Origin of the sequence: Streptomyces sp. NPDC059456, from assembly GCF_042750055.1 — a bacterium.
Lineage (GTDB): Bacteria > Actinomycetota > Actinomycetes > Streptomycetales > Streptomycetaceae > Streptomyces.
Genome location: NZ_JBHYVA010000570.1, coordinates 1 through 5,632, shown reverse-complemented (window position 1 = coordinate 5,632; position 5,632 = coordinate 1). Strand labels below are relative to the sequence as shown.

At 71.1% G+C, this 5,632-nt stretch carries 3 protein-coding genes; all 3 read right to left on the bottom strand.

The features are described 5' to 3' along the window. The coding region (locus tag ACFXA3_RS33630; protein ID WP_385193137.1) for a TIM-barrel domain-containing protein at positions 1-2,519 on the bottom strand (2,519 nt) is incomplete at its 3' end. 231 nt (positions 2,520-2,750) lie between these two features. Next, complete coding sequence (locus tag ACFXA3_RS33625) at positions 2,751-4,538, bottom strand: ABC transporter permease/substrate binding protein (protein ID WP_385193134.1); 1,788 nt, start codon at positions 4,536-4,538, stop codon at positions 2,751-2,753. Further along, positions 4,538-5,599 (bottom strand): glycine betaine/L-proline ABC transporter ATP-binding protein, encoded by a 1,062-nt coding sequence (locus tag ACFXA3_RS33620; protein ID WP_385193140.1) that lies wholly within the window; start codon positions 5,597-5,599, stop codon positions 4,538-4,540. Before ACFXA3_RS33620 ends, ACFXA3_RS33625 begins: the two co-directional genes overlap by 1 nt. Positions 5,600-5,632: the final 33 nt, after the last annotated feature.

Here is a 5,632-nt window from a genome sequence, read left to right as displayed (position 1 = left end):
GACGACCCGGCGGGGCGCCAGATCCTGAGCGCGTTGCAGTCGCACGCTTTCTCGGCTCCCCCGTACTGGGCGGCGCTCTCCTGGCTGTCGGCGGAGACCAGGGTCCACGCCGACTGCGGGACGGGCGCGGAGGTCGCCGGGACCGGGTCGGCCGCCGGGACGGACGTGCCCGTGACGGTGATGCCGAACGCGCCCGCCTTGTTACCGGACTTGACCCACAGGATGCCGCCGCGGTCGGCGGGGTCGAAGTACCAGCCGGTCGCGGCCGCGTCGTAGGCGGCCTTGGAGCCCAGGCGGCCCAGCGCGGCCCCGTCCGCGGTCACCGCGCCCGGGGCGGAGGCGACGTGCAGGGTGAACTCGTAGCCGCGGGCGGCCGGTTTGCCGGCGTAACTGCCGGTCGGGGCGCCGACGGAGACGGTGACCGTGCCGGAGCCGGCGGCCGGGGCGGTGACGTCGACCTGCTGGCGGGCGTAGGCGCCGGACTCGTGGGCGCGGGTGATCCCGTCGTCCTCGTACAGGCTGAACGAGGAGTTCCCGCGCGGGTGGATGTCGTAGGTGAGGGTGGAGACGGGCTTCTCGCCCGTGTGGTTCATCTGCGGCCACATCGGCACGATCGCGCCGCCCTTGACGAACAGGGGCAGGGTCTCGAGCGGCGCCCGGTAGCCGTTCAGCCAGCCCGGTCCCGCGTACGTCTTCCCGGTCCAGTAGTCCGTCCAGGTCCCGGCGGGCAGGTAGATGCCGTCGCGGACGGAGGTGTCGGAGACGACCGGGGCGACGAGGAAGGAATCGCCGGCCATGAACTGGCCGCTGGTGAGGTTTCCGCGGGCCACCGGGTCGTCGGGGTACTCCAGGACCAGGGCGCGGGTGCTCGGCACACCGCTCTCGTGCGCGGTGCGGCTCATGGTGTACAGGTAGGGCATCAGCCGCATCTTGAGCTGGAGGTACTTGCGGTTGACGGAGAGGTACGGCTCGGCGAACCGCCAGGGCTGCTTGTCCTGGTAGCCCGCGGACGGGTTGGTCGCGCCCCAGCCCGACATCGTCATGAAGGCGGGTGTGAAGGCCTTCCACTGGAGGTCCCGGGTGTACGTCCGGGGGCTGCCGCCGAAGATCCCGTCGACGTCGCCGGAGGCGTAGTTCAGGGCCGACAGGCCCGCGCCCGCGATGGCCGGGACGTGCCAGCGCATGTCGTCCCAGGTGCCGTTGGTGTCGCCGGTCCAGACGACGGCGTTGCGCTGGGTGCCGGCCCAGCCGTCGACGGTCCACACGTAGCGGCGGGCGTCGGAGTTCTTCTCGATGCCGTCGACGGCCTGCCGGACGCCGGTGAACGCGCTCTTGTAGCCGCCGCCGATCCAGGCCACGTCGGTCTTCACCCCGCGGGTGCCGGCGCCGCCGACCTCGTCCGCGATGGAGCCGAGGCCCGTGGACGTCCACAGTCCGGTCTGGAAGCCCTTGGCCTTCAGGGCGTCGACCGTCGATTTCAGTGGCGCGGTGTAGCCGCAGCCGTAGCCGTCGTTGGGCAGGAACCAGCCCGAGGGCATGTCGGCGGCGCGGGCGTCGGTGGCGTAGCCGACCACGTCGGGGGTGGTCTGGTGGCGCGGGCGGTCGTGGTCGCCCTGGTATGCGGGGTTGGAGGCGTTGAAACAGTCGGCGTTGCCGAGTTCCAGGCCCCACATCGGTGCCATGAACGGCTTGCCGCTCACATCGGTGTAGGCATCGAGTACGGATTTCAGCGAGTCGCCGGTGAAGTACCAGGCGTCGAACCGCTTTTCGTCGTGGGTCAGCGTGGTGGGGGCGTTGAAACCGTAGGAGCCGGGGGCCCAGGTGTTGCGCATGACGCCGTAGCCGTTGGTGGACATGTAGAAGGGGGCCGGGCTGGCATTGCTGTTCTCGCGCCACTTGTTGTCGACGGCCACGGGGACGGTCTTGCCGCGCAGGGCCCATTCGCCGAGGCGCAGACCGGTGCCGTAGAACTGCTCGTCGGCGCCGCGGGCCAGGTACTGGGTGGTCCGGGCGGCCGTCCAGGAGGTGGGCTGGGTCTCCTGCCAGACGAGGGTGGAGTTGTCGGCGCGGTAGACGGAGAACTGCAAGGGCGTCTTGTTGACGCGGATGTTCAGGGCTCCGGTGGTGATCCGGTAGTAGGTGCCCGCGTCGGTGGAGGCGGTGTCGACGGAACCGAAGTCGGTGGTGGGGGCGAGGTCGGAGCCGGCGGGGTCGTCGGTGAAGGAGCCGTCGGGCGAGAGCCAGAGCCGGAAGATGTCGGCGCGGGCGACGGCCACGCGGGCCTTGGCGCCGCTGCTGGTGGTGACCGTGAAGGTGTTCCCGGACCGGGTGAGGCCGGTGGCGTTGCCCGCCGTGGCGGGGGCCGGCGCGGCCGCGGCCGGTGGGGTCACCGGTCCGGCGGCGGCCAGACCCGCGACGGTGAGGGCGCCGGCGAGCAGCGCGGCCGGGGAGGCGCGCCGGCGTCCGGGCTTCTTGAGGATGCGGATGCGGATGCTGCTGGGGATGCGGATGAATCTCATGGGGCAGCTCCTCGTGCGGTCCGGATGACGGACACACCGCTTTGGCATGCGCCTGGCAAGATAGCGGCCCACGGAGATCACTTGAAGGATGCTGCTCGAAATCGTCTTCAATCAAGCAGTTTTGAGCATGTATCAGGAAGCGGGCCGAGCCGCCGGGAACGGGAAAGGCGCCGGCGGTCGGCGGAGCGTACTCCTGTGCCGACCGCCGGCGCCTTCACCGCCGTGCCGTGGTCACGCGGCCTTCGCGATCTCCGGGTGGTCCTTCAGCCAGGTGCGGACCGCCTGCTGCTCGTTGCCCTTGCCCGCGTCCTGGATCTTGGCCTCCAGGCCGGTGAGCTGGGCCTCGGTCATCTTGAACGACCGCAGCCAGGAGGCCACTTCCGGTTCGTCGGCGGCGAAGCCCTTGCGGGCCAGGGTGTGGATGCCGTCACCCTTGCCCCAGGCCCCCTTGGGGTCCTCCAGCTTCTTCAGGTCGTACGAGGCGTACGCCCAGTGCGGTGACCAGAGCACGACCGCCACCGGCTCCCGCTTCTCGTAGGCCCGCTTCAGTTCGGCGAGCATGCCGGGGGTCGATCCGTCGACGACCTTGTACTCGCCGTCGAGGCCGTACTCCTTGAGCAGTTTGCCCTTCAGGATCCCCATCGCGCCCGCGCTGGGCTCGATGCCGATGATCCGGCCCTTGAACTCGGAGCCCTTGCCCTTGAGGTCGGCGAGGGAGGTGACGTCCTTCATGTAGGAGGGGACGGACAGCTCGATGGAGGTCGGGCCGTACCAGGACCCGAGGTCGTCCAGCTTGTTCCCGTACTTCTCCCAGTACTGGGCCTGTGTGACCGGCAGCCAGGCGTCGGTCTGGAAGTCGACCTGGCCGCCCGCCATCCCGGTGAACAGGGCGCCGAGCTCCAGCTGCCGCGCCTCGACCCGGAAGCCGCGGCGCTCCAGGAGCTCCTTCCACAGGTAGGTCGAGGCGATGCCCTCGTCCCACGGGATGTAGCCGATGCTGATCGTGCGGCCCTTGCCGATGCCGTCGGCCGCGGCGCCCGGCTGCCCGGAGCCGCCGAAGGTGTTGAGGCCGCCCGCGACGAGGGCGAGGACCACGGCCCCGGTGATGGCGTGGGCGGGCTGGGGGCGGTGGCTCCACAGCTTGGCGGCGCCGCTCGCGGCGGCCCGCGCCTTGGCCAGGGCCCGGCGGCCGAGGGGGGAGACCTGGCGGCCCAGGGCCCCGGTCATCCGGTCCAGGTACATGGCGAGGATGACGATGGAGATGCCCGCCTCGAAGCCGAGGCCGATGTCGACGTTGCCGATGGCCCGGTAGACGGCGCCGCCGAGCCCGCCGCCGCCGACCATGCCGGCGATGACGACCATGGACAGGCCGAGCATGATGACCTGGTTGATGCCGGCCATGATGGTCGGCAGCGCCAGCGGCAGCTGCACGCGTACGAGGGTGTCGCGCGGGGTGGTCCCGAAGGCGTCGGCGGCTTCGACGAGTTCGGCGTCGACCTGGCGGATGCCGAGCTCGGTCATCCGGACGCCGGGCGGCAGCGAGAAGATGATCGTCGCGATGATGCCCGGGACGACGCCCACGCCGAAGAAGATGATGCCGGGGATCAGGTAGACCATGGCCGGCATGGTCTGCATGAAGTCGAGGACGGGCCGCAGGACGGCGCTGACCCGGTCGGACCGGGAGGCCCAGATGCCGAGCGGGACCGCGAACACGAGTGTGACGAGGGTCGCGACCAGGACCAGGGAGAGCGTGGACATCGCGTCGCCCCACAGGCCGACGGAGTCGACGAGCGCGAAGCCGGCGAAGGCGAGGAGCGCGGCGAGCAGCCCGCGCAGCCACCACGCGGCGACGGCGAGGATGCCGGCGAACAGCAGCGGGGCGGGCGCGTCGAGCACGGCGTGGATGCCGTCGTACAGGCCGGTGACGAGCGCGCTGATCGCGTCGAACAGCCAGGACAGGTGGCGCTGGAGGAAGTCGACTCCGCTGTCGACCCAGGCGCCGAGGTGCAGGCGGGGCATCAGGCGGCCACCTCCGCGCAGCGCATCGGGGCGCGCTGTTCGTCACCGATGAAGGCGACGAGGCGGTCCTGCGCCACGGAGCCCACGACGGTCCCGGCGTCATCGGTGACGGCGACGGGGTGCGGGACGCGGGCGCTGACGGCGCACAGGTCGGCGAGCGGGGTGTCGGCGGTGACGCTGGGGCAGCCGCAGGCGCAGCTCCCGGCGACGGGTCCGGTCATCACGGCGTCGGCGGTCAGCACCCGGGAGCGGTCGACGTCCTGGATGAAGGAGGCGACGTAGTCGTCGGCGGGCCGGGTCAGGATGTCCTCGGCGGTGCCCTGCTGGACGATGCGCCCGTCGCGCATGACGGCGATGCCGTCGCCGAGGCGCATGGCCTCGTTGAGGTCGTGCGTGATGAACACGATGGTCTTCTTGAGCCGCTGCTGGAGCTCCAGCAGCTGGTCCTGCATGTCGCGGCGGATCAGCGGGTCCAGCGCGCTGAAGGACTCGTCCATCAGGAGCAGGTCGGCGTCGGTGGCCAGGGCGCGGGCCAGCCCGACGCGCTGCTGCATGCCGCCGGACAGCTCGTCGGGCCAGGAGGCCTCCCAGCCGGCGAGCCCGCACAGCTCCAGCGCCTCGGCGGCGCGGCGCTCGCGCTCGGCGCGGGCGACTCCCTGGACCTCCAGCCCGTAGGCGGCGTTCTCCAGCACACTGCGGTGCGGGAAGAGCGCGAAGTGCTGGAAGACCATGCTGATCTTGGTGGAGCGGACGTGGCGCAGCTCACGCCGGGAGAGCGAGGTGAGGTCCTGTCCGTCGAAGAGGATGCGCCCCTCGGTGGGGTCGAGCAGTCCGTTCAGCATGCGCAGCAGCGTGGACTTGCCGGATCCCGACAGACCCATGACGACGAAGATCTCACCGGGCTCGACGCGGAACGAGGCGTCGATCACAGCAGCCGTCGTCCCGTTGGCGCGCAGCTCGTCGCGGTCGGCGCCGTCTCGCAGCGCGCGGACCGCGGCAGCGCCGTCGGCGGGTCGTCTTCCGAACACCTTGTAGACGTGTTCGGCCTGGAGCGTGGACACATGCACCTCGCGGGTCGTACGGGGGACGGCCTG

Excerpts from the sequence above, each read along its gene's own strand:
- ACFXA3_RS33625 (WP_385193134.1), bottom strand. The coding sequence starts at position 4,538 with ATGCCCCGCCTGCACCTCGGCGCCTGGGTCGACAGCGGAGTCGACTTC.